The 22,829-nt window shown below is 36.8% G+C and carries 26 protein-coding genes and 6 pseudogenes; 10 read left to right on the top strand and 22 right to left on the bottom strand.

The genetic code is table 11. The features are described 5' to 3' along the window. Nucleotides 1-62: 62 nt before the first annotated feature. Together MKY50_RS13300 and MKY50_RS13295 are read right to left on the bottom strand one after the other, a co-directional pair. A complete protein-coding gene (locus MKY50_RS13300; protein WP_029318114.1) occupies nt 63-155 on the bottom strand; it encodes a YjcZ family sporulation protein in 93 nt (30 codons plus the stop codon). A gap of 39 nt (nt 156-194) precedes the next feature. Next, nucleotides 195-281: a YjcZ family sporulation protein gene (locus MKY50_RS13295; RefSeq protein WP_073991391.1), complete on the bottom strand. Its 87-nt coding sequence runs from the start codon at nt 279-281 to the stop codon at nt 195-197. A 181-nt stretch (nt 282-462) separates the two neighbouring features. Here MKY50_RS13295 and terS point away from each other — a divergent pair. Both terS and MKY50_RS13285 read left to right on the top strand, forming a co-directional pair. Beyond that, a pseudogene (gene terS, locus MKY50_RS13290) lies at nt 463-1,058 on the top strand (phage terminase small subunit); the annotation flags it as partial. Between the two features lie 5 nt (nt 1,059-1,063). Continuing rightward, a pseudogene (locus tag MKY50_RS13285) lies at nt 1,064-1,481 on the top strand (phage tail tube protein). 285 nt (nt 1,482-1,766) lie between these two features. Here the strand turns inward: MKY50_RS13285 and MKY50_RS13280 are convergent. Then, on the bottom strand, nt 1,767-1,853 hold the full coding sequence (locus MKY50_RS13280) for a putative holin-like toxin (RefSeq protein WP_072592549.1): 87 nt from the start codon (nt 1,851-1,853) through the stop codon (nt 1,767-1,769). Between the two features lie 176 nt (nt 1,854-2,029). On the opposite strand from MKY50_RS13280, the pseudogene MKY50_RS21755 reads away from it, so the two are divergent. After that, a pseudogene (locus tag MKY50_RS21755) lies at nt 2,030-2,197 on the top strand (peptidoglycan-binding domain-containing protein); the annotation flags it as partial. Nucleotides 2,198-3,104: 907 nt separating this feature from the next. On the opposite strand, the gene MKY50_RS13270 reads toward MKY50_RS21755, so the two are convergent. The 3 genes from MKY50_RS13270 to MKY50_RS13260 all read right to left on the bottom strand — a co-directional run bounded on the left by MKY50_RS13270 (nt 3,105) and on the right by MKY50_RS13260 (nt 4,598). Beyond that, nucleotides 3,105-3,395, bottom strand: coding sequence for a contact-dependent growth inhibition system immunity protein (locus tag MKY50_RS13270; protein WP_116316513.1), 291 nt, complete (start codon nt 3,393-3,395; stop codon nt 3,105-3,107). Nucleotides 3,396-3,504: 109 nt separating this feature from the next. Continuing rightward, nucleotides 3,505-4,083, bottom strand: a complete 579-nt coding sequence (locus MKY50_RS13265; RefSeq protein ID WP_341116808.1) for a suppressor of fused domain protein — start codon at nt 4,081-4,083, stop codon at nt 3,505-3,507. Nucleotides 4,084-4,289: 206 nt separating this feature from the next. After that, complete coding sequence (locus MKY50_RS13260; RefSeq protein ID WP_250629350.1) at nt 4,290-4,598, bottom strand: hypothetical protein; 309 nt, start codon at nt 4,596-4,598, stop codon at nt 4,290-4,292. Between the two features lie 88 nt (nt 4,599-4,686). Between MKY50_RS13260 and MKY50_RS13255 the strand changes: the two genes are divergently transcribed. Then, complete coding sequence (locus MKY50_RS13255) at nt 4,687-4,911, top strand: hypothetical protein (RefSeq protein ID WP_162868992.1); 225 nt, start codon at nt 4,687-4,689, stop codon at nt 4,909-4,911. A 317-nt stretch (nt 4,912-5,228) separates the two neighbouring features. Here the strand turns inward: MKY50_RS13255 and MKY50_RS13250 are convergent, their stop codons facing one another. The 10 genes from MKY50_RS13250 to MKY50_RS13210 form a co-directional block, all read right to left on the bottom strand. Further along, nucleotides 5,229-5,675 carry a hypothetical protein gene (locus tag MKY50_RS13250; RefSeq protein ID WP_250629349.1) on the bottom strand — a complete coding sequence of 149 codons (447 nt, stop codon included), beginning with the start codon at nt 5,673-5,675 and terminating at the stop codon, nt 5,229-5,231. Between the two features lie 104 nt (nt 5,676-5,779). Next, nucleotides 5,780-6,139: a ribonuclease toxin immunity protein CdiI gene (gene cdiI, locus MKY50_RS13245; RefSeq protein WP_076458157.1), complete on the bottom strand. Its 360-nt coding sequence runs from the start codon at nt 6,137-6,139 to the stop codon at nt 5,780-5,782. A 96-nt stretch (nt 6,140-6,235) separates the two neighbouring features. Beyond that, on the bottom strand, nt 6,236-6,688 hold the full coding sequence (locus MKY50_RS13240) for an SMI1/KNR4 family protein (protein WP_014477424.1): 453 nt from the start codon (nt 6,686-6,688) through the stop codon (nt 6,236-6,238). A gap of 98 nt (nt 6,689-6,786) precedes the next feature. After that, a complete protein-coding gene (locus MKY50_RS13235) occupies nt 6,787-7,227 on the bottom strand; it encodes an SMI1/KNR4 family protein (protein WP_116316515.1) in 441 nt (146 codons plus the stop codon). Between the two features lie 60 nt (nt 7,228-7,287). After that, nucleotides 7,288-7,623 carry a tRNA-Val4 gene (locus MKY50_RS13230; RefSeq protein ID WP_116316516.1) on the bottom strand — a complete coding sequence of 112 codons (336 nt, stop codon included), beginning with the start codon at nt 7,621-7,623 and terminating at the stop codon, nt 7,288-7,290. A gap of 72 nt (nt 7,624-7,695) precedes the next feature. Next, nucleotides 7,696-8,136 (bottom strand): SMI1/KNR4 family protein, encoded by a 441-nt coding sequence (locus MKY50_RS13225; protein ID WP_076458154.1) that lies wholly within the window; start codon nt 8,134-8,136, stop codon nt 7,696-7,698. Nucleotides 8,137-8,148: 12 nt separating this feature from the next. Further along, on the bottom strand, nt 8,149-9,969 hold the full coding sequence (locus MKY50_RS13220) for a T7SS effector LXG polymorphic toxin (RefSeq protein ID WP_341116803.1): 1,821 nt from the start codon (nt 9,967-9,969) through the stop codon (nt 8,149-8,151). 110 nt (nt 9,970-10,079) lie between these two features. Next, nucleotides 10,080-10,211, bottom strand: a complete 132-nt coding sequence (locus MKY50_RS21750; protein ID WP_445662046.1) for a hypothetical protein — start codon at nt 10,209-10,211, stop codon at nt 10,080-10,082. A gap of 22 nt (nt 10,212-10,233) precedes the next feature. Continuing rightward, nucleotides 10,234-10,506, bottom strand: a complete 273-nt coding sequence (locus tag MKY50_RS21745; protein WP_445662044.1) for a CDI toxin immunity protein — start codon at nt 10,504-10,506, stop codon at nt 10,234-10,236. A gap of 100 nt (nt 10,507-10,606) precedes the next feature. Beyond that, nucleotides 10,607-10,741, bottom strand: a complete 135-nt coding sequence (locus tag MKY50_RS13210) for a hypothetical protein (RefSeq protein WP_042976549.1) — start codon at nt 10,739-10,741, stop codon at nt 10,607-10,609. 409 nt (nt 10,742-11,150) lie between these two features. On the opposite strand from MKY50_RS13210, the gene MKY50_RS13205 reads away from it, so the two are divergent. Beyond that, complete coding sequence (locus MKY50_RS13205; protein WP_032726212.1) at nt 11,151-12,281, top strand: response regulator aspartate phosphatase; 1,131 nt, start codon at nt 11,151-11,153, stop codon at nt 12,279-12,281. Between the two features lie 546 nt (nt 12,282-12,827). On the opposite strand, the gene MKY50_RS13200 is transcribed toward MKY50_RS13205, so the two are convergent. Continuing rightward, a complete protein-coding gene (locus MKY50_RS13200; protein WP_341116801.1) occupies nt 12,828-14,087 on the bottom strand; it encodes an APC family permease in 1,260 nt (419 codons plus the stop codon). Nucleotides 14,088-14,217: 130 nt separating this feature from the next. Between MKY50_RS13200 and MKY50_RS13195 the strand changes: the two genes are divergently transcribed. From MKY50_RS13195 to spoIVCA, 3 genes and pseudogenes are all read left to right on the top strand, one after another. Beyond that, nucleotides 14,218-15,123, top strand: coding sequence for a LysR family transcriptional regulator (locus MKY50_RS13195; protein ID WP_341116798.1), 906 nt, complete (start codon nt 14,218-14,220; stop codon nt 15,121-15,123). 244 nt (nt 15,124-15,367) lie between these two features. Next, nucleotides 15,368-15,546: pseudogene (locus MKY50_RS13190) on the top strand (hypothetical protein). After that, complete coding sequence (spoIVCA, locus tag MKY50_RS13185) at nt 15,504-16,964, top strand: site-specific DNA recombinase SpoIVCA (RefSeq protein ID WP_250629351.1); 1,461 nt, start codon at nt 15,504-15,506, stop codon at nt 16,962-16,964. The pseudogene MKY50_RS13190 and the gene spoIVCA overlap by 43 nt, the downstream one beginning before the upstream one ends. 186 nt (nt 16,965-17,150) lie before the next feature. On the opposite strand, the gene MKY50_RS13180 is transcribed toward spoIVCA, so the two are convergent. The 3 genes and pseudogenes from MKY50_RS13180 to MKY50_RS13170 all read right to left on the bottom strand — a co-directional run. Beyond that, nucleotides 17,151-18,563 carry an MDR family MFS transporter gene (locus tag MKY50_RS13180; protein WP_116316519.1) on the bottom strand — a complete coding sequence of 471 codons (1,413 nt, stop codon included), beginning with the start codon at nt 18,561-18,563 and terminating at the stop codon, nt 17,151-17,153. Nucleotides 18,564-18,713: 150 nt separating this feature from the next. After that, nucleotides 18,714-19,184 (bottom strand): MarR family transcriptional regulator, encoded by a 471-nt coding sequence (locus MKY50_RS13175; RefSeq protein WP_033884465.1) that lies wholly within the window; start codon nt 19,182-19,184, stop codon nt 18,714-18,716. A 139-nt stretch (nt 19,185-19,323) separates the two neighbouring features. Continuing rightward, nucleotides 19,324-19,674 (bottom strand): annotated as a pseudogene (locus MKY50_RS13170) (sigma-70 family RNA polymerase sigma factor); the annotation flags it as partial. Nucleotides 19,675-19,868: 194 nt separating this feature from the next. Here MKY50_RS13170 and nucB point away from each other — a divergent pair. Continuing rightward, a complete protein-coding gene (gene nucB, locus MKY50_RS13165; RefSeq protein WP_009967785.1) occupies nt 19,869-20,279 on the top strand; it encodes a sporulation-specific Dnase NucB in 411 nt (136 codons plus the stop codon). 32 nt (nt 20,280-20,311) lie between these two features. Here nucB and MKY50_RS13160 read toward each other — a convergent pair whose 3' ends face one another. Further along, nucleotides 20,312-21,034, bottom strand: a complete 723-nt coding sequence (locus MKY50_RS13160; protein WP_010886572.1) for a YqeB family protein — start codon at nt 21,032-21,034, stop codon at nt 20,312-20,314. A gap of 251 nt (nt 21,035-21,285) precedes the next feature. On the opposite strand from MKY50_RS13160, the pseudogene gnd reads away from it, so the two are divergent. After that, nucleotides 21,286-22,179 (top strand): annotated as a pseudogene (gnd, locus tag MKY50_RS13155) (phosphogluconate dehydrogenase (NAD(+)-dependent, decarboxylating)). Nucleotides 22,180-22,197: 18 nt separating this feature from the next. Here the strand turns inward: gnd and MKY50_RS13150 are convergent. Next, complete coding sequence (locus tag MKY50_RS13150) at nt 22,198-22,824, bottom strand: TVP38/TMEM64 family protein (RefSeq protein WP_116316520.1); 627 nt, start codon at nt 22,822-22,824, stop codon at nt 22,198-22,200. Nucleotides 22,825-22,829: the final 5 nt, after the last annotated feature.

Below are 22,829 nucleotides of genomic sequence, written 5' to 3'. Positions count from 1 at the left end.
ATGGCGTCTTCGTACAGGGAGGTGAAATTCAAAAGGCCGCTTTGGATTAAAGTGCCTAAAGACTAATAAAGGAATGCAGCACCAACAATGATTAATAGAATGAATAGCACTACGATTAATGCGAAGGTGCTACCATAACCATTTGTGTTTCCCATATAGTTACCTCCTTAATAGTAGATTAAAATATTTCAAGACTAATAAAGGAATGAAGCACCCACAATGATTAACAGGATGAACAACACCACAACTAACACGAAGGAGCTATTGTAACCATTTGACATGTTATCACCTCTTTTAGTGGAGTTAGTATAAGATATGTCAAACAATAATTTTCGACATAGATTTAAGTCTAAATAAGAGAAAATGAATATTTTGTCTAAAGGTGTAATAGCAGATACATCAGCAAAAACTATTAAAACAAACACAAACTCAAACATGAGGTCCGGAGGTGGGTAAGATGTAATGCCAAGACCACAAGATCCACGCAGAGACAAAGCTTTTCGTTTGTGGGAAGAGAGCGGCGGGAGTAAGAAGTTAAAAGACATTGCTGAGCAATTAAACGTAACAAGTAGCACTGTCCGAAAATGGAAAGCAAACGATAAATGGGAAGAAAAAATAAAAGGGAGCGCTCCTAAATCGAAAGGGAGCGCTCTTTTGCGTCGAGGCGCACCTAAAGGGAACAAAAATGCAAAAGGAAATAAGGGAGGAAGAGCACCGCTTGGAAATAAAAATGCATTAGGAAATAAAGGTGGTGCAGCTCCACTGAGAAATCACAACGCTGTGACTCATGGATTCTTCTCTAAGTTCCTGCCAGAAGAAACGCTATCGATCATGGAAGGAATACAGGAGCGATCCCCTGTTGATATGATATGGGACCAAATTCAGATTCAATATGCCGCAATTATAAGAGCGCAAAAAATCATGTTCGTTTCTGATAAGCAGGAAATGATTAAAGAATTGAAAAAAAAACTGTGCTATCTGAGACAAACGAAGTCGAAGAGGAAGAGTATGAATTCAAATTTTCTTGGGGTCGTCATGCAACGTTCTTGAACGTGAAATAAGAATGGCATTAAAAGCGCAAAACACTATTTCTGTTAAAGAGGGCAGGTTGTTTCTTGATGGAGAAGAAATGGCCCTTATAAAACGTTGAAGCCAACGTGGAGAAAAATAAATCCGAGGTCAATATCATGGGGGCGTCGGATGACAGGGCATAAAACGACTAGAGTAAACGGAGCAGGGATAGCCACTTTTTATAAAGTGACTCCTCAATTTGTTCTTATTATGATGGACTATGTGAAAAGGGAAATGGTCTTTACTTCACTTTACAAGCTGTTCTGGATGACGCATCTTCAGGGCGTGGCACTGAACGAGTCATCTTTTATGATGTGGGCTTTGATTCTGCTAAAATCACAGGAAGGGAAATGGTACCATTTCCCTTTGAGGACTTTGATGTTCCTGAGCAGTTAAAATCTACATTCTAATCACTTTTACAAAATCACGAAACAGATTACGAAAAGCTTGCGTAAAAAATGCCGAAACTCTCACGAGATATTCAAGAAAAAATGTGGTAAGATTACGTTAGAAGTAATCCAACTAGGGTGAAATAGAAATATGTATTTCTTTCAAAAGAAATGCATAAAATAAAAAATACCGGAGTGCGGCAACACTCCGGCTGGTACAAATGCTGGCTCCTTCTTGGAGCGCTGGTTATAGGTGTATTTAGATATGGACCTACCCTAGAAGTTTCCTAGGCCTCAAAGGGTGGTCTATTTCTTTTTGTCTAAATACGTCAACAAAGCGAGAATAAACATCCCAAACGCAAGCATTAAACTAAGAGCTTGAAATGTTGACACAAGGCATCACCCCCTTTCAGGGGATTTAGCCAGCAGTCCACCTTTGAGTTAGCCGTGCAAATGTACAGGAATAATTATACACTAGACAACCATTTTTGTGGTTGTCTTTTTTGTTGGTCTAAATCATTTAATCCTAAATTCAAAGGAGCTAATGAACATGAGCGAAAACAAAACGAAAGAAAATTCAAAAAGCACAGGCTGTACTATACTTCTACCAAGATAAAGGAGCAAAGAATAACGGCATATACGGCATTTATGGTCCGAAAACAGCAGATGCATGAGCTTTCTGTTGATGGAAACTATGGACCGATACGAGAGCAAAACTTGAAGCATTATTGAAATAAAGGAAGGCCCTCTGTTAAAGGGCCTTTTTTTACCTAAAGAATGTGTATTTGTTATTTGCGTGCCCATTCATTCCACAAAGGTTCTAAGCTGTTTTTTAGATCTATGAACATCTATGGGTAGAGTTAGGAAAAAAGTAATAATAGTAGTATTCCATATACTGAATGTGTATTTAAATAAGTCTATAAGCCAAATTTTAAAAGAGGTGCCTCCTTCAAAATGATCAGCAACTATTTGTAATTCCTGTGATACTGAAAAAAACAGCAGACTTAGAAGAATGCAACATAAAATTATTTGCTGAATAAAATTGATGAAGAATTTACTTTTGTCATATGAGTTTGGTGTAAGCTTTATGGCAATTGAAAAAAGAATGTACTTAATTAATATACCGGGTTATAAAGACAGCCAAAAGAATTGCAACAAACCAATAATATGGAAGCATATGGACTTGTACTCCTATGATTTAAAAAAGAATAAAGATTCAGGGTGATCAAAATGCATAAAATTATTAATTACATCCTAGTGGGGTTATTAGTACTCTACATCATTGTATCTTTTACATTAAATATAAATAATGATACTCCTTATATAACAGTTGCTCTGGTTCTCATCATTGTATCTTTTGTAATAGAAAGAAAAAAGGTACACAAAAATTAGAAAAAACAACCCTCTTCTTATATTGAAGAGGGTCTTTATTTTTAACAACTGTAATACACAAATTATTGATTAAAGTATGTATGAATTATTGTACACAGCGGATATGTTTAATTTCATTTAAATCTATTTTACATGTTTTGTTCTTTGACTTCTCATGCTGACGGCTTTATGGCCCTCAAAGAGATAGCGAAACCGAAGCATCTTTGAATTAAAAAGGCCCTCTCATAAAATGGGGGCCTTTCAGTGTTTCTTTTAAATAGCTTCTTTTAGTTGGTCTATTACACTTTTCAACCATTCTATTGGTGGTAATCCAATTGCCGGGAAATATATTTCTGTATTACACTTTATAATGTCTTCCTTTTCTTCTTCAGTTAGATTGCTATTTAGAAACTCTTCGCAATACTCTACTGTAAATAGCAAACCTGCTCTACTAATTTCCTCAATAAATTCGTCTAATGCGTGTTCAGGCGATTGGATATCTTGATGAAATGTTCCACCTAAAAAATTTTCTAATTCGTCTAAGAAATCATAACTTTCATCCATGGTACTTCCTCTCTTTTTTATATGGTTGGTTGGAATAAGCCCCCATTAAGAGGGACTTGTATAGTACTCTTCTTTATTAAATAAAACATCAATTTTGAATTAATGTTATTTAAGCAACAGATTCTCTCTTTATATCAAAGATATCAATCTGCTTTGATTCCAAAAGATCTTGTAAATGGTCTGGACTGTATTGTTCAGCTATTTGCAATTCTCCTTCTGATATAGGTATAGCCATTAGCCAAGTAACACTTTTGTTGCTAAATTCAAGTAGTTTTAAATCTTCCTCCCAGAGAAATGGGGGAACGAACATCACATGTTTCATATCGGTTTCCTGATCATACATACTAATCACATCTTTAAAAATAACACCTGGTGCACAAGAGAAATTTGAGTTGATTATATTAAAGACGCAAGTTGATAAAACATTAGCATACATGTCTGAAACTGACTCCATTGCAGCTACGATTTCTATCCGTAACGGGGTGCCATTCACCTCATAATTAATAGAATGATCCGACAAGCCTAGAGTTGAGTACGACGTGATATCTTCCTGAGGCTGGTCACTAACCGATAAAATATCTATGCTGCTATTCTTGTTATTGTCCCAATATTTCGTAGTTTTCGGCTTTCCTCCAAAAGCTCCTAAAACTGTTCTAGCAATTACTTTATTTTCTTGTGTAACGCCCATTAGACAATCACTCCTAATCACCAAAGTATACTCCTTTAGGACAAAGGTAATTCAGGTTGATAAAGCTCTGGATTTTTGCTGTTAGTTTAGAATTCGTAAACTTGAAAACCTGACCTGGAGTTAAGCTTTTGTTGAATTGTGCTAACACCAAAAGGAACCAACATTTTGTGCTACCGAGGCTCTGTTCTTGCCTTTCTTTGAAGACTTTATATTGCTGGAATAATTTTATTTTCCCAATCTGTATATTTCACATTATCATACTTTTTGGTAGCAACAATTTTGCATGAATTTAAATAATCGCCGGGAAGCCGTTGGATAGTTATATTTTGATTAGACTCTTGGTTTGAAGAACAAGTTGTAATATCATTTTGAGAAAAAGTTGTTGGAACTATTGGTGCTGTAATATCTTTGCTCTGTTCATTGTTATTTTGTTGAGCAGCAAGTATACTGTTCGTAGGAATCAACAAAACAAAAGACATTACTAAAGCTAATACAATTTTTATACTACCTTTCATTCAAAAAACATCCCTTCTTTGGTTATATGGGCCCGTATATAATATACCTCTTATTGGGATTTTTTGTTTAAATTTTGAATTGAATTAAGTGGAAATTAAGAAAGGTATGGATTTTACAGTGAAATTACTAATGAGTTTTGTATTTGGAACTTTAGGGGCATTATTAATGGTAAGTGTGAGAGAAAATTTTTCTTTCACTGTGACATTAATTGTTTTAGTTGTTGTTATTATCGTTGCTTTTATTCTTGATGAGGTATGGAAAAGGCATAAAAAAAGAGAGAAGAAGATTAATTTTCTTCTCCCTCTTTTTTAGTCAATTTGGTTTATTTTGATCTTTGGGTTTAGTGAATTTTGTAGAATATCCAGCGGCTAATAAAAAGATAATGGCAAGAACATACGCTAAAATACCTTGATGAAATACGAATATAGAAATTAAATTAGATGCTATAGCAAGAATAATGAAAATAATTGTATATATGTTTAATCGCAATAGGGAGACCTCCCTTGGTTTCTTTTGAAGAATTTTATCAGTTGTAAATAGAAAAATAAAGAAAGCCAAAGTACCCAAAGGATATTTGGCTTTCTTTATTTCGTTTAGTTATTTATTGGGCCCACAATCTTCTAAGCAGTTCATAATCTGTACGCTATATACCAATAAAGGTCCTTCATACAAGCAGCGCAAAGGATGATCGTGCCACAGGTAGCCCCACATAATGCTGCGAAGACTCCAATAGCCCAGTTACTTAGCCCTTGGTTTGCTAAGCAAGTGTTCATACAGCTTAACCATCCTTGTGCAGAAATCTCACCTTCTGAAATTGGTGTAGTCCCCGTAGCAGTCTCTTCATTATCAATATAATATCTGTAGGTAACTGAAGAAGAATCTTGATTTTCAACAATGAGTTCTTGATATCTTAAAAAATCTTTTTCTTTATCAAATACTAAGGTAATTGCACTTGTTTCTTTAATAGATTTTTTAATTTTATATGGGATTGCGACAATATAGTTGGAATCCTCTGTGTTTTTATTGACTACTGCATTATCCCCGAATAAATTATGTCCAGTTATAACCCTTACCATTTGCTGAAGCAGAACCTTCTTGAAATAGAACAAAGCCCCTTAGAAATTTCATGGGGCTTCAAAATAACATAACAATGTACAACATAGAAATATTCAGCTTTTCCTTATAGCTTAATATTATATTTCTCTTTAATGGTTTCCATATATTTTTCTACTTCTAATTTATTGTCTGGGTGTCGTTCTACATATTGACCAACAATTTCATTTAAATATTTATAGAAATTTTCGTAATCTAATATGACTTCTTCATCTTCTTCGACTGCTGGGTAATCGAAATAAAAAGCTATACCCTCATCTCCAAAGTAATCTTCTTCCCACTCTTCGTAGTCATCAGCAAATACACACCAGACATTCTCTATACCATAACCTTCTCCGTTAGAGAAATTCTCTAAAATTCGTATAAATCGTTCATCACCAATAACCTTAAAGAAATAATTAATTAATTCTTTATTTTTATTATCCATTTCATTTTTCCACCGAATTAAAGCCTCTCATAACGAGAAGGGCTTTCCACCTTTTAATACTCTCTTCTCAAAAAGAAGGGGAAAGGCTTTATCCGTTTATCCCTCGTATAGTTTATTAATCAACTCTGTAAATGAATCACAAACATAGCTAATGGAACTTTCCTTATCTTCATAAGCTATCTCATGATCCCAAAAAACAATTACGGGTTCTTGAGCAGACATTCTGTAATCAAAACAAAAGAGGTTTCCCCCTGCATCTGTAGCAAAAGGTATGATCTTATCAACTAACCGGTCTTTAACATTATCAATGGTACTAAGGAGATCAATTGGCCGAGTAGGATCTCCTATGCTCAGTAAATTGTTGATTGATTCTCGAGAATCTTGGAATAAAACAACCTTTTTATCTATAGGGGAACATCCATTATGGTCTTTAATGAATTCTTTGTAATCTGTCGGGAACTTGATTTTTAATTTCTCTTCTACCTCTTCGATCTGACTGTTTGTCGCCTCTTGAAAAGTGCGTCGTTTTCTCCATTTAATACTTTGCATTGGTTACCTCCCACTAGTCATATACCGGGCAAAGTTATCCCTTGTATTAAATAAAAAGAGCCTTTCTCTTCAAATAGAAGGGGAAAGGCTTTATCTGTTTATTCCTCGTATAGTTTATTAACCAACTCTGTAAAAGAATCACATACAGGACTTAAAGCTCTTTCAGGATCTTCAAATGCCATTTCATGATCCCAAAATACAATAGAAGGACTACTGAGTCCTTTTCTAAAATCGAAGCAGATTTCATTGCCAAACACGTCATCGGCAATCGGTATTACTTTATCTGGCATTCTGCCGTCTCGATAACGATTAGAAACGTTAACTATATATGATTCACTTTCTTTATGGAAGCTATGTAAGTATCCGAATGCAATTCCTTCCCTATCTTCAAGATCAAAAGTTTCAGGAGAGGGGGTCGCGCCAGAATAGATTTTGACATATTCTAAATAATCTTTTGGGAACTTTACTTGTAACAGGTTTTCTACTTCAATAATTTCCTCGTTACTAACAGGATGCTCTCCGAAATCCCATTCAACCATATGGTATCTCCGCCTCGATATGTAAAACCCTTCTTTATGTAAGAAGGGTTTTAATTTTATTCAACCTTTAAATATATCTGGAATCTTATCTCGCCATATTAATAGCAATTCTCTAAATTGATCGGTTTCAATTGAGTTTTCATAGGGTTCTTCTACCCTAAAAGAGTTTTCAACAATTGTCACATCTTTCTTGATGAGCACACTTGTAGCATTTAACTCAATCTCAAAATCTTCATATATCCCTTCTGAAACCTTCTCAATGTAATCTATATACTCGTTGGCTTGTTCTTCTGTAGCGATGTTTTCAATAAAATCAGAGAAAATACTGACTTCTTCTGGCAATACTATTCCTAAATCACCAAATGGATCTTCTTTAAATTTGTATGAATATTTCATATGTTATTTTTTTTATAACGGAAAGCAGTTAATGCTTTCTCCTCAAAAAGAAAGGGGAAAGGTCTTATCCGTTTATTCCTCGTATAGTTTATTAACCAACTCTGTAAATGAATCACATATATGACTCAAAGCTTTATCTGGATCTTCATATGCAATCTCGTGGTCCCAGAAAACTACGGATGGATTCTCTTTATTCAGACGATAATCGAAGCAGATTTCGTTACCGAAAGGATCACAAGCAAAAGGAACTATCCCAGGAAGCATCCTTCCATCCTGGTAATCTTCAAAGACCTCTAAAATAAAACTTGAACTATCCTCAGTTAAACCATGTAATCGATTAAAAACCGCGCCTTTTGTATTTTCAAAGTCAAATATCTTTTTACTTGGGCGCGCCCCATTGTTGTTTAATATAGTTGTAATGTAGTCTTTTGGAAACTTAATATCTAATGCCCTTTCGATTTTTTTAACAGTTGTTTCCCCAATTGGCTCTTCGGCAAATCTCCACTCTGTCATATTGTCCAACTCCTATCTGTTCTTACTTCCTCCACCCCAAAGGTGTCGGCCTCCTGTATGGCCTGTTTTCCGATGCACCTTTTGGTCAACTAATTGCATCCTTCCTGGATCTTGGTGATGATGCCAAGTATAACCGTCCGGTGTTTCACCTGCTTTTATCATCTCGATTTGAAGATCATTGAATTGATTTCTAAGTAAAGGATCCGTTTCGATTTCTTCCTTTAATTTTAAGGTTGCATCTTTAAATTGTAAATAATCGCTTTCCTTATAAAGATTAGAATCAATCTTCGTATCAAATTTTGGTTTGAAAATTGGGAAACCGTCTTTATCATATGGAACTCCAGTTTTAGGATGTTTGTCGTTTTTAAGATGACCCATTTTCAAGTTGACTGTTTTGAGGTTTCCGTATTCATCTCTGTAAGTATAAGGTGCGGCTTTAGTAAACAAATCATCCTTTGATTGAACTAATCTCTTTAATAGCGGCGTATTTTTAACATTAATAGTATTCCCGGCGTCTTGTAGAATCCCTTCTAATGCAGGAGTGTATCCATTAACATAAGATTTGACAGATGGATTGCCATTCTTAATCTTTTCACTAGTTGCTTTCCCAACTTTAGCAAGATCCTTCGAGCCTGTTGAGACAGATGACTTTCCGCCTTTCAATAACAGAAGACTTCCGCCCAAGTAAGTAACATAGTGTAGCCGCGTGTATGCATCTCCGTGAATCATTTTTTTATCCCAATTATCCTTCAATGTGTCAACCATGCTTTGGAAGGCAGCTTGATAGTCGTATTCCAGAACTGTATCCAGCACTTTTTGAGGATCTTTGTTAAGATTGTCAATTGTCCAACCGATATTCCATCCGAATTGAATAGCTCCTTCACCGGTATCCTTGGCAAGATCGTATACACCAACAATCGCCCCTTTAGCGCCATCACCTATGATTCGCAACACTTCTTTTCCGTTATCCATGAAAGCTTTACGTTGTTCAAGAAATGAAACAAATTCAAGCTGTTCAGGGGTAAGATTCTTATAGCCGATTTTCTTGGCAATTTCTAAGTATTCATCCGGGTCAGTCACTCCGTCAGCTAGCTTTTTCTTTAAATCTTTAAATTCCCGTTCTTTTTCTTCTTTCTTCTTAATCGTCAAATAAGCTTCTGTACGTTTCTCAATATCGCCTTTTTTCTTATGTATGTCGCTTTCACGGTATGCCTTGGCGTTGTAGTGGATGGGCGTAGCGTTTTTGCCTTTGCCCGAAGCTTCTTGGAGCTTTTGGAAATCTGACTTGATGAATTGTTCATTTGGTTCCGACATAGTATATTCTGTCAGTAAATCTTCGTCAAGATCACCTAGTTTTTCAATTGTTTTTTTGCGTTTATCATTGGCATCTGCAAGCTCATCCTTGAAGGTTTCTGTTGAAAACAAGTCGAGCGGGAGGATGTCGTCAATGTCATTTAGGATATCTTTCATGGCTTTTTTCTGTTCAGACATGATGGACTTTGATTTTTTATGGGCGTTAGCCAGTTCATGTTCTAGAAAAGACTCTTCAATATAAGCATCAGAGAGGCCTTTGTCCTCGACAGCTCCAGAAATGCTGTTAAAAAATGCGATTTTCATATCAATGTAGTCGATCCATTGATCAGTGACACCAACATGATCGTGATAGAATGCTTTAATGTTGTTAGCGCCTTTACCTGAGAATTCACTGTCATCCAGTTCAGCGACGCTTTGTAAAGCTTTTCTCAAGTTGACCATTTGCGTCCTTAGTTCTTTATATTCTTTGGCGCGGTCTGTAGCTTCAGACATAAGTGTTTTAGCTTCAAAGACTTTCATATTCATACCCTCTCATTTAATCATATAACAAAATATTACCATGGAAGAATGATGAAACTAACTGTTATGTGGATCAAAGGGTGGAAATGAATCGTTAGATCTGTGTCATTTTACCTATTCGCTAATCGTTTCCAAGAAAGGGCACTTTCCAATTGTACATCGCCATCATGGAAAAATTCGATAACGTAGCCGGATTCACTAAACATAAAAGTATCTGAACCAACGGCAGTTACATCATCAATTACGTTTAATGCATGTTCAAGACTAGTTTTTAATGCTGGCTGTTTCTCCGTAACCCCATAGAATGATAATGTTTCTATCTTTAAAATGGTGTTTAGCTATCCAATCGTAAATCTCGTCCTCGTAAACTATAGATTGATGACAACAAACTTCTTCCCACTTGATTCGCCCCCAAGATGTAAAGGGGAAACTGTTTGAAAGTAGTTCATAATATTTTGCCGTTAATTCTTCTGATAAGATTTCTTTGTTTTTTCCTAGAGCTTCTAAGCATTCATCAAATAAGTCCAAAATTTTCACCTCAAAAGCTTTATGTATGATAGATTTTTTCAGTATTAGAAATAAGAAAAAGCCGTTTTGAAACGGCTAAAGGGAATCAGAACTAATGATGTTTATCGAATCAAACAAGGAATTCATGAGTAGGTGCGAGAGTTACATTCCGGGATGCTTCCTTCATTTCGCTATTAGACAAAGAGCCGAAAAAGGCAAGTCCAATTAAAACGGCGGATAAACTGATAAACAATTTAGATTTCATACATGCATTCCCCTTTCGATATTTGCTTTTTAGTATATACACTATTTTAGGGGAATGATAGTCTATTACTATTCGTCCTGCGCATATCATGCTACACCTTTTATGGTGAAAACAATTTCAGAATGTTTGTGAAAAGTATTATACTATAAATAATTCTTTAATGAGGATTATCATAGTAAGGTGCAACGGATAAAATACGTAAAAAGCCCATATCATAAAAATACTTGAATAACTTTTCTTACCGTTATACAGGAGAAAGAACGGATAGAGTCCTTACAAAAAAGCAGGCATAATGCCTGCTTTTTTATTATGAACAAACCGAATAAAAAAGTTTGCGGTTTTTTTGCGGTTCAAACACTTTTTGGAAATGTTAGAATATTACATAAAAAGACATAAAAGGAGGGGTCCTGTGAATCCGGTTTTATCATCGTCAGAAGTTGGCGTAAAGATCAATGAATGGTATAAAATGATACGTCAATTTAGTGTTCCGGATGCAGAGATTTTAAAGGCAGAGGTGGAGCAAGAAATCCAACGGATGGAGGAAGATGAGTATTTACTCATTTACTTCTCCCTAATGAAATTCCGTCATCAGCTCATGTTAGATTATTTGGAACCAGTTACAACAAGAATCAGACCAACTATTGATGAACTGCTTGAAAAAATAGAAGCATCCAATAAGGGGATAACTGGTCTGTTGTCTTACTACTCTCTGTTTTTTCGTGGAATGTATGAGTTTGATAAGAGGGAATATGTCAAAGCAATTGGTTTTTATCGAGAAGCAGAAAAACACCTTACTCATGTTAATGATGATATTGAGAAGGCGGAATTTCATTTTAAGTTGGCTGAAGCTTACTATATTATGAAGCAAAATCATATCTCGATGCACCATGTTAAACAAGCGATGGACATTTATAATCAATATGAACTTTATAAAGTGCGAAAAATACAATGTCATTTCGTGATATCTGGAAATTACGTTGATTTTAAACATTTCGAGAAAAGCTTGCCGCACCTTGAAAAAGCCTTAGAGTTGTCCAAACAATTAGAGCGCAATGAAAGGCTACTTAGCTCGGCTTACTACAATCTCGGAAAGAATTACGCAGATTTAGGAATAAATGATAAAGCAGATCATTTCTTAAATAAGGCTGCCAAGGTATCAGAAGATGCTAAGTTGAGCAATTTACCACATTCCCTGTTTACATACGCTAAATTTCTTTTTAAGCAAGGGAAAACAAGTGAAGCAATAAAAATGAGTAAAAAGGGTTTATCCGCTGCAATATCCCAAGGTGATAAACTTTTTGTGTCCCTGCAAAAGTATTTGGAAGCACTTTATATTAATGCAGTAGATCAAGCGGGAATCAAAAAAACGATTGATTACTTAGAAAGAAATAAGAATTATGCGTATGTGGAAGATATCGCAATTGATACGGCTGAAGTTTTTGCAAAATCAAAGGAATTTGAAACATCATATGTTTATCATCAAAAAATGCTTGAAACGCAAAAACAAATTCAGAGGGGAGAATGCCTGTATGAATTTTAAAAAGGGCGTAATCATTATTCTTACTGCAGTAACTTTAAGTTTAGGTCTCGTTACTACTTTTACTGTTGAGCAAGGTATTGCGTATCATCAACTTTCTGACCGAAATCAAACATGAAAACTGATTAAACCCTCTTAATTGAGGGTTTTTTATTAAGGTAGTAGGGCACCGTAAATTATATTTTCGGTGAGACCGCAATAACTTTTTGGTTCTGATGGAAAATCTCTCAATGGTGAATTAAGCAGTATTAAAAGATTAGTTTATTAAAATTCACTTTGTTGATGCAGACAGTGCTTCAACTGGTGGTTTCAAAATTGCAGGAGGTCAAGTTAGAGACTAAAGGAAGAGAGGAATCTTCCTTTTTTTATTTGGACGGATTGAAAATAGTGCGCATTTTCGGCCAAAATGAATATAAAATAGCGTCAATGAATGGAAGTTGTCAGTAAGTAATAGTTGTAACAGAAACAACTATATCCTAAAGGAACTGTACAATCTCTTGTCTCTGTTTATACATCCAAGTATGAGTAAGAAATGCAGACTTATTAAAATCACAATTTGCCCTGAGAATTTTTAGCGGATTTTTTTAATTGACGTACCCAAATAAAGTGTCGAATCAGATAGAAGGTAGTTATCAGGGCAATCATTAATAAAGTCCATAAGGATGAGAAAGATAGGATAATCAAAAAACAGATAATAAGTATTATTGATAAACTCTTTGAAAACTTTCCAGGCAATAATTTATATGCAGACAAAACACCACAAATCGCATTACTAATAAAGAAAGCGTTAGCGATTCCAACTATTTGTTCAACATTAATGAGATGTAAAAATAAAAGAATAAAAACAATGGCATGAACTATTGTTAATAAACCAATAGATCCAATCGGTATATTGGTTTTGGAGCGGTAAGAAATCAAGGTTATTTTTTTAGTCTCCGAAGCTATTAGACGTGATACTCCACCAGTAACTAATAGATATGTGCTCATACATAATATTGTTGTGATAAAAGCCATTGTCGGGGAAGCAAACGTTCCGAGCATTGGAATCAAAATAATCGTTAATTTTAAGTGAGTATGTGTGTGGTGTAAGTCAATCCATTGATAACCAGCAGCTACAACAATACAAACCGTTGTAATGACAGCTGAGCTTATTACTATTGCTTGGGGAATCGTTCTATTTCTGTTTTTGACATCTAAACTATAATTACCTATAATTTCCCAACCTACTAGAGCCCAAAAAAGCAAAAGAATACTGTAACCAAAGTCATCAAGATGAAATGGAGTTTTAATAAAAGTCTTATCTTTCATATGGAGAATTGAACTAATCCCTCCACTTAACAATACTACTGTGGCGGCTGTGGAAAATATAAATGACACTTTTCCCACAGAAGAGATATTCGATAATAGAATGAATAAACAAATCATCATAAGAATGATTCCAAATATCTCTAAGGGCCAATCATTATTTATGAATAAAGCCTTGAGGTATTGACTGGCTGTCATGAGAACAGCAACTGGTCCCATACTTCCCGCAATAATAAAAAATATAGAAGTTAATTGTTTTATATGCTGTCCAAATGCAAGCTCAACTGTATGTGCAACACCAGATTCATTTGGGAATTCAACACTTAACTTTCCAAACAATGAAGCAAATAGAAAACTAATGATCATCATAATAAACCATGCGAAAACAGCATAATCCCCAGTCTTTCCAAAAATGATTGGTGGTAGCAAAATGATCCCAGATCCCAAAATAGGTCCGACAATTAATCCGCTTAAAAGTACGGGACCAAGTTTTCTTTCTTTCACTTTTCATTCCATCCCTTCTTAAACGTGTTTTACGTTCATATTTCAATTGTAATTTGTTTCCTTTCATCAGTAAAATAGATATATATGATCTTTTCCATCGGAATTAGTAATGTTTAAAGGGGGAGAAATGATGGAAATACGGCATTTAAAAACATTTATAACAATAGTGGAAAAGGGAGGATTTACAAAAGCAGCTGAATATTTGGGTTATGCCCAATCAACCATAACTTCACATATTAAAGATATAGAGCAAGAAATAGGAAAACCGTTATTTAATCGTTTTGGGAAGAAAATGCTGTTAACTGAAGTGGGAGAACGTTTGTTTCCTTACGCTAACGAAATGATCAAGATTTCTGAAAAAGTAAAACAAATACAATTAAGCGATGAACCTATGGGGAATCTCGTTATTGGTGCCCCGGAATCTTTAACGGTTTACCGTTTACCTCAAATTATTCACGAATTCAAAAAGCTTTTTCCTAAAGTGAAAGTAACTTTAAAATCATCGACGTGCTGGGAATTAAAAGATGATCTCCGAAATGGGAAGGTGGATTTAGCGTTTCTGTTGGAGTATGAACAAGAGGAATCTGATTTATATATAGAAAAACTGATAACTGAGCCAATGATATTGATATTCCCTGAACAGCATCAGTTAAAAAATATTTCATTTGATGATTTTTATTTTTCATCTGATGAAGTGATTTTATATACAGAACATGGGTGCAGCTACCGTACTTATTTTGAAGAGTATATGAAACACCAAGGACTGGTTTCGGAGAATACCTTTGAATTCTGGAGTGTTGAGGCTATAAAGCAGTGCGTTTTGTGCGGTTTAGGAATTTCACTATTACCGTTGATCACTGTACAAAAAGAGTTACAAGAAAACAAATTAAGTGGATTAATTATGGATGAAACACGTATTATAACGCAGATGGCATATCATAAAAAAAGATGGCTTTCCACAGCGATGGTTGAATTTATGAATATAGTAAAAAAACATGCGGAATTATGGGGGAAAACCAGACTTTATTGTCAATGATCTTTAAAATCTTACTTCATTCTTACGCCAGAATAAATAATTGTAAGCACCTATAATCTAAATCAACAAACGTTGATATATAAAGGTTTTGTAACAGAAAGTGCGGTTCTGCTTTATTGAGGGTCTAGTGGTGTTGAAATCGATGATCCACCATCGGTTTTTTATTTGTTTTCACACTCATTGAAAATGATCTCATTAGGACAAACCACCTTTACATAGCATTACCCAAGGGGTGATGCATTTTATGAAGGTAATAATCATCGAGGGACCGCAAGCTGACAAATGCATTAACGATTGCTATCATTATTTAATAAAACTTTATAGGAAGGAGATCCAGGGTGATAGCAATATATGTAAGGGTATCGACCGAGGAACAAGCGATCAAGGGATCGAGCATCGACAGCCAGATCGAGGCCTGTATAAAGAAAGCAGGGACTAAGGATGTACTGAAGTATGCCGATGAAGGATTTTCTGGAGAGCTTTTAGAACGTCCGGCGTTGAATCGCTTGAGAGAGGATGCAAGCAAAGGACTTATAAGTCAAGTCATTTGTTACGATCCTGACCGTCTTTCTCGGAAGTTAATGAATCAGCTTATCATAGATGATGAACTCCGAAAGCGAAACATACCCTTGATTTTTGTAAATGGAGAATACGCCAATTCTCCAGAGGGTCAATTGTTTTTCGCAATGCGCGGGGCAATCTCAGAATTTGAAAAAGCCAAAATCAAAGAACGGACATCAAGCGGCCGACTTCAAAAAATGAAAAAAGGCATGATCATTAAAGATTCCAAGCTATATGGCTATAAATTTGTTAAAGAGAAAAGAACTCTTGAGATATTTGAAGAGGAAGCAAAAATTATTCGAATGATTTTCAATTACTTCACCGATCATAAAAGCCCTTTTTTCGGCAGAGTAAATGGTATTGCTCTACATTTAACTCAGATGGGGGTTAAAACAAAAAAAGGCGCCAAAGTATGGCACAGGCAGGTTGTTAGACAGATATTAATGAACTCTTCTTATAAGGGTGAACATAAGCAGTATAAATATGATACAGAGGGTTCCTATGTTTCAAAACAGGCAGGAAACAAATCTATAATTAAAATAAGACCTGAAGCAGAGCAAATCACTGTTTCAATTCCAGCAATAATCCCAGCCGAACAATGGGATTATGCTCAAGAACTCTTAGGTCAAAGTAAAAGAAAACACTTGAGTATCAGCCCTCACAATTACTTGTTATCGGGTTTGGTTAGATGCGGAAAATGCGGAAATACCATGACAGGGAAGAAAAGAAAATCACATGGTAAAGACTACTATGTATATACTTGCCGGAAAAATTATTCTGGCGCAAAGGATCGCGGCTGCGGAAAAGAAATGTCTGAGAATAAATTGAACCGGCATGTATGTGATGAAATTTTTAAATTCATCACAAATCCCCAAAAGTATGCTTCTTTTAAAGAGATTGAACAATCAAATCACCTGTCTGATGAATTAGAACTCATTCAAAAAGAGATAGAGAAAACAAAAAAAGGCCGCAAGCGTCTTTTAACGCTAATCAGCCTAAGCGATGACGATGATTTAGATATTGATGAAATCAAAGCACAAATTATTGAGCTGCAAAAAAAACAAAACCAGCTTACTGAAAAGTGTAACGAAATTCAATCAAAAATGAAAGTCCTGGATGATACAAGCTCAAGTGAAAATGCTCTAAAAAGAGCTATAGACTATTTTCAATCAATCGGTGCAGATAATTTAACCCTTGATGATAAAAAAACAATTGTTAACTTTATCGTGAAAGAAGTTACCGTTGTGGATTCTGACACTATATATATTGAAACGTATTAAAGAGGGTTATTGCCCTCTTTTTGTAATTGAAACCTCTGAAGTAGATCCAGACATCGAAGAAAACAGATAGCCAATCAAATTAGTAAGCGCCTTTCTAAATGGGCTTATGAAACTGGTGCACATTACATGTATCAACATTTATCCAAACAAACCATTCGGCAGTCGAGTATTCAAGTGCAGATTTCTTTATTGTGGATGCTTTTTATGTGTGAGAAATAGACTTGGGATGAAGATTATCGCAAGGACAATGGCGGATACTAAGAATCCGGCATGGTAACCTTTTAAGTCATTCGCAATCGTTGGTTGCAATCCTTGTATAGTAGTTGCGACAACAGTTGCGATAACAGCTGAACCAAAACTTGAACCAAGGTTTTCAATAATATTAATACCGACACCTGCTTCTGGAAGTTGTTTGCTGTCAAGTCCTGTATAAGCATCACTTGTTAACGGAAGCATAATTCCTCCAAAACTGGTCCCGCGGATGAATAATATGATAGAAATCCACATCATACTTGTTTTATCGGTGATAAAGATAAGCGGAATAGATCCGATAAGCGAAAGAACAAGACTGACCATAACCACGTATTTTGCACCGATCTTATCAATCATTTTTCCAATCATTGGCCGAGTAACGAGCATCCCAACTCCTTGAGGGATTAATGCAAGCGCAGCTTCGATTGCCGTGAAATGACGGAAGTTTTGAAAGAACAATGGAAGTATTAACATGGGTCCCATGACGGCAATATTCGCTAATAATAACCCGACGCTGGATGTTAAGAAGTTTTTGTGTGCAAACAAATTTATAGGGAGTACGGTTTGATTTTTTCTGATTCGATTATATACGATGTAAATTAAAGCTAAAGCGAGGCCGAAGCCCACCCATAGGATTGTTTCGCTATTGTTAAATGATGCATGGTCTGCTGCTTTTGTAATTCCGTATATCATTGCTGCACTCATTAAGGATAGATTGATAATTCCAAAAATATCAAGTTTACTATTTTTGTTGAATGGCTCAAAGTCTGGAAGAGTTTTCATCATCAGTGGTGCAGCAATCAAAACGATGAACACGTTGATGAAGAAAATCCAATGCCATGATGTAGCTTGAACGATGAAGCCCCCGATTACAGGTCCTAAGATTGGGCCCAAAATCATAGGTGTGCTGACGATAGCCATAACTTTTCCTATATTCTCTGGACCTGCTGTTTTAACCAAGAGTGTTGACATAAGTGGAGTAATAATCCCAGCGCTAAATCCTTGAAGCATACGGAATAAGATAAAGCTAGAAACATCCCAACTAATTCCAGCAAAAACAGAAGTTACACCAAAGGCAATGACTGCGCCGATTAAGATTTTCTTTCCATTAAATTTGTTCATAAGCCATCCGGATACTGGAACTGCAATAGCAAGAGCTAAAACATAACCTGTAATGGACCATTGAATGGTATCCAACGTCGTACTGAAATCCTTATTTAATTTGTCGATGGCAATGTTCACCATAGTTGAGTCAAGCATTGGGGCAATTGCTCCAAGTGCAATAGCCCAGGCAGCCATGAGGATTTCTTTTGGTAATCCTGGTTCCTTTACTTTGCCTTTCAACATATTATTCTCCTCTCAAAAGTTGTATTTTTGTTTCCTGGTCAACAAAAAATAACATAATTTTGTTTCCGTGTCAACAAAATAACGGTAATAAAAAGGCAGCCGAAACTCAATAGAGTTGGCTGCCTGTGGTTACATTTTCATTATTTAAATTTATTCCGACTTAATATCAACACCATGTTTTTTTATTTCTGCATCCAAATGTCTATTATACTTTTCCGCAAAGTTAATCATAAAATCAAATTGTTCCTCGGTTACCTGTTCAAATACTGCCTTATCACGCTCTAGAAACTCTTTATGCAGTTTATCATGGATTTTATAAATTTCTTTCCCTTGCTCGGTAAGCCTAAAATGAATTTCTTTCTTGTTATCTGGCTTCTGGTAGCTCTCGATTAAGCCTTTTTCTATGAGCTTTTTAGTCATTTTACTAATGGCGCCCCTCGTCATATAAAGGGACTCAGCAAGTTTTGTCACATTAGTATTTCCATGTTCAATGGATTCTATACAATGTACTTCAGAAGGCTTATACCCTTTAAGACAGACTTCCATCTTTGGCTTATTAAGCCAAGCCATCTTGTTAAACAAGTCCCTGAAATTCATTAGGAGCAGTTCTTTTTTGTTCATGGCGAGTCCTCCCACCCGTTGGTGCATCAGCAATAGTGTAATGGATTTTTGTTTCCGTTTCAATAATAAACCAAGAGAGGAGAAGAGATCACCGAATATATTTAAACGTATGAAAGAGGAGTATGCACCCCCCTTTTGTAATTACAATCTCATTTTCAATACACCTCGCAGCATACGTCGCCAGCTTTGTCCCTTTACCAGCGGAATAGCTTTCAATTCCTTTTATCAGCCCGATCGTTCCGATGGAGATTAAGTCCTCTGCATCCTCACCTGTATTTTCAAATTTTTTCACAATATGGGCGACCAAGCGAAGATTATGCTCAATCAGCATGTTTCTGGCATGTTCATCCCCTTTAGCCATGAGCTCTAAGTATTTTTTTTCTTCGCTGCTTGAGAGCGGTTGTGGAAAGGCATTGTTTTTCACGTAAGATACTAAAAAGACAAGCTCTTTAACAACAAAGCCGAGCGCTGCGAAAACACCTGTCACCATCGTCACCTCCACAAAAGTATGTAGGCAAAAGCCTATATGTAAATGTATGTGACCGGGAGGCTGTCTGTGTCTGTACCGGGAAATTTCTCGCGGGGGAGTCCGGCTTTGGTAAGCAGCATACTAACTTCAAATGTTAAAAATATTCTTCATCAAGCGCCCATACATTGAAATGAACAAAGGTATGGGGGATGGGAATGAAAAAATGGATGGCAGGCCTGTTTCTTGCTGCAGCAGTTCTTCTTTGTTTAATGGTTCCGCAACAGATCCAAGGCGCATCTTCGTATGACAAAGTGTTATATTTTCCGCTGTCTCGTTATCCGGAAACCGGCAGTCATATTAGGGATGCGATTGCAGAGGGACATCCAGATATTTGTACCATTGACAGAGATGGAGCAGACAAAAGGCGGGAGGAATCTTTAAAGGGAATCCCGACCAAGCCGGGCTATGACCGGGATGAGTGGCCGATGGCGGTCTGCGAGGAAGGCGGTGCAGGGGCTGATGTCCGATATGTGACGCCTTCTGATAATCGCGGCGCCGGCTCGTGGGTAGGGAATCAAATGAGCAGCTACCCTGACGGCACCAGAGTGCTGTTTATTGTGCAGTAATAAAGAAGAGGCTCTTTCTTGAGCCTCTGTTGTTACAATCCTTCGCCGAGCTGAATTTTCGGGGGATAGGTTTCTGCTTTTCGCCAATATTGGCGTGTGCCTTCGTCCCGTACAACGATGCCCAGCTGTGCCAGTTCGAGACGGAATTCTTCAATATCGTCTTTTTCTTCGTCCTGCAGTGCTTTGTGACGAGCTTTTAATAAGGCATGGGCGCCTTGCGATAGGTCTGGTGCATCAGGAATCCATCGGCGAAATTGATCTTTAAACGGATCACCATCTGTTGCCCATTCGTAATGATGCTGTCTAAAGGCCTTCTCAACGTTTACTGGTTTTTCATCAATTTCTTCCCGTACCAATTCATATCCGGCTGTTCCCAGGAGGACAAGCCGTTTGTGATCCATAAATACAAGAGCGATGTCATCGGAATGAATTGTTTGCACTTTTTTTCCTTTGATGAATTCCACTGTGTGATCTGTAATTTTGACAGACAGCAGCATTGCAATAACAGAATGAGCGAACCAAATCCCCGCACACATACCGAGAAGAGCAGTGATAAATGAAGCTGTAGATCCCTGAAAAGAGGTAATGAGCCGAAGTGGTCCTTCAAGAGGGATCCAGGGGAGGGATAATGCCCATTTCGCAATCTGCGGAATAAAATACCCGATTGCAAAACCGATGATTGCAAGTGCAGCGTATAAAAAGAATACAGCGGTTTTCGTAACTCCGATAAGAGTATGAGATTGATTCTGCAACATGTCACCTTCTTTTTACTAAAAAAATCGAATACCTTCCCATATTTTAACTTAAACTGATGGTAAATCAAGGATAAAGTGATAATTATGGATATAAAGAGATTCAGTAATAGAACTGGCAGGCACAGTCAGTCATGAAAAATAAAATTTACATGCGCAGACGATGTAAGCCCCATTTGTTTTCTGCGTATCACAATACAATCCAAAGGGAACATAAAGAGTAAAGGCTTTTTAGACAATCAGGAGGAACAGATATGAAAATTGGATTAATCGGCTTAGGGAAAATGGGCATAAACATAGGAAAGCAATTCATTGACCGCAATCATCAAGCGGTTGGATATGATGTAAATCAAGCGGCTGTTGATGAACTGAAAGCATACGGGGCTGAGGGGACAACGAATCTTAAAGAGTTCATTTCTTTATTAGACCCGCCGCGTATCCTATGGGTTATGGTACCGCATGGCATTGTCGATGCTGTTTTGCGTGATGTATCACCTTTATTAAGTAAAGGCGATATGATTATCGAAGCTGGAAACTCTCATTATAAAGAATCAATTCGCCGCTAAAATCAAATGAAAGAAGCGGGTATCCATTATCTCGATGCCGGAACGTCGGGCGGAATGGAAGGCGCACGGCATGGAGCCTGTTTTATGGTGGGGGGCGACCATGAAGCATGGGAGATTGTGGAACCGCTTTTTCGTGATACTGCCGTCGAAAATGGTTATCTATACGCTGGTGAAGCGGGAAGCGGACATTTTTTAAAAATGATCCATAATGGAATTGAGTATGGAATGATGGCCGCGATTGGTGAAGGATTCGAAGTGCTTGAAAACAGCCAATTTGATTTTGACTATGAGAAGGTTGCCAGAGTGTGGAATCATGGTTCTGTCATTCGTTCTTGGCTTATGGGACTGACTGAGCGAGCTTTCGCTAAGGATGCGAAACTGGATCAGATCAAGGGCATTATGCATTCCTCAGGTGAAGGAAAATGGACGGTGGAAACCGCGCTTGATCTGCAGACGGCAACGCCGGTCATCGCCATGTCACTAATGATGAGATACCGTTCTTTAACAGACGATACGTTTACAGGAAAGGTGGTCGCTGCGCTTCGAAATGAATTTGGAGGCCATGCGACAGAAAAAAAGTAAGGGGGCTAACAAGCCTCCTTATTTTTTTGGCACCTTCAGAAGATGAGGGAACTTTTTATAAATGACCAGCATGATGATCAGAATATATGTACCGTAAATGCTGATAGACAATAATTTATTGCTGGTGAAATTGGCACCTGCAATAGTGACAACAACAATATTGGGGATTTTCCCTATTAAAGACGCAAAGAAAAAAACATGCCAGCGAACCTGGCTCAGCCCGCAGATCACGTTCATTACAAGTGAAGGTATGACAGGTATCAGCCTTCCTAATAAAACAGCGGTAAAAGCGTTTTTGTTGAAGGAAGCCTCGTAGCTTTGTATGGCAGGATAGGCCTGAACTTTTTTTCTGGCCCAATCTCTAAAACTGTACCTGGCGAGAAAAAACAGCAATATAGTACCAAGCATTGAGCCGGTCAGTGTAATCCAAATTCCATTTGCAGTCCCGAACACTGCGCCATTTAAAGCAGCAACCAAAGCAAACGGCACTATTGGGAAAAAAACATCGGCAGCAATCAGCAGCATACTAAATAAAACGGAAAACATCCCTCCTGCTTTGATTGAATCAAGCCAAGCTTCTTTCTGAAAAAAACCAACTGAAATGATAGCGATAATCACAAGTATACCTATTACTTTTTTTAACATGTCTA

The sequence above is a fragment of the Bacillus sp. FSL R7-0685 genome (assembly GCF_038002425.1).
In the GTDB taxonomy this organism is placed as follows: Bacteria; Bacillota; Bacilli; order Bacillales; family Bacillaceae; genus Bacillus; species Bacillus subtilis.
Note: the sequence above shows the minus strand (reverse complement) of the source record. Positions and strands in the feature narration are given on the sequence as shown.